Origin of the sequence: Haloparvum sedimenti (assembly GCF_001462205.1) — an archaeon.
Classification (GTDB): domain Archaea; phylum Halobacteriota; class Halobacteria; order Halobacteriales; family Haloferacaceae; genus Haloparvum; species Haloparvum sedimenti.
In genome coordinates, this window is record NZ_LKIR01000018.1 from 1 (window position 1) to 1169 (window position 1169).

The window sequence follows — 1169 nt, forward strand, 5'->3', positions numbered from 1 at the left end:
CGCCGAGTATCCGAACGGCGATGCAGGCGTGGCCATCTTCCAGTCGCGGCCGTGGCAGGGATACACGCTCACGGAGGACGGTGAGGCACGGGTCCGTGGCATCTGGCGGTTCTACACCGCTCGGAACACCAACTGGGACACGCTCGTCCGGTCGAATCGTACGGATAGCGCCACCGTCGAGTCGGACGCGATTCCGGTGTACGTCCACGCCTATCCCTCGCGGATCGGGCCGCGTGCCGAGCCGGTTCGAGACGGACCAGAACTCATCGAGACCTGGGGGACTGACCGCCCGTCGCCAGTCGGCACCATCGGTGAGAACATCAATATCGACATCGTCAACCAGTCGTACACGACGACGTACGGCGTCGCCGTCCGAGCCGAGAACGTCGATCGAGAGGCGCTGCACGTTGGGGGAATCGTCCGGGGCGTGAATGCGTCAATCGTCGAGCCGGACGCCGGCTCCGAGCGGCAGCTCCGCCGCAGCAATCTCACTGTCGAGGTCATCCAGCAGAATCAGTCGCAAGCGACGCTCAGGGTCGAACTGCGGGACAATCAAACTGGTGCGCCGATTGCGCTTGACGATAGCCGTCAGTATCCAATCGGCGGCACCAGCCGAAACGGGTACATCACGGTCGCGGATCAGCGCGTCGAGACCAACGCCTCCGGGGTGGCGATCGTGACCATCGACGAACCGGGCATCTACACGGCTCGGTACCATCCGGGCTCGTGGCTCGGTCACGACCCGGCGTACGTGAGTGATACCGCGACGGCCCGCTGGCATCCACTCGGGACGATCGACGGCTGGTTTGCACTGGTGTTCGAGGTCGGCTGGCAGCTCCTGCCCTTCTTCGTGATGTTCTACGCTGGCAAGCGCCTCCTGCGGATGCTCGGCCCAGAAGATATCTTCGGACAAAACCCGTGACATCCTCATCCACCATGAACGGTAGAGTCCCCTACAAAGGAAGTCTCGCGGAGCGAGGAGGTTTCGGAACTGTACGCCGAGAGAGTCATCTGTCGGGGTCTCCGACTCGTCTCTCGGTGTCCCGTGGTGCTGTCACAGGCACTCCCGTCCCGTGGCGAGTCATCGCCCGCCGGTTTCAACGGCAGGCTCTCTCCCCACGGGTCGAGACGGTTAGCGATGTTAACCGCCGCGTTCAGATCTGCCTGAT

Annotated in this window: 2 pseudogenes; one reads left to right on the top strand and one right to left on the bottom strand. The window is 63.5% G+C overall.

The features are described 5' to 3' along the window. Positions 1–922: pseudogene (locus AN233_RS01215) on the top strand (hypothetical protein); the annotation flags it as partial. A gap of 5 nt (positions 923–927) precedes the next feature. On the opposite strand, the pseudogene AN233_RS17825 reads toward AN233_RS01215, so the two are convergent. Continuing rightward, positions 928–1169, bottom strand: a pseudogene (locus AN233_RS17825) (hypothetical protein); the annotation flags it as partial.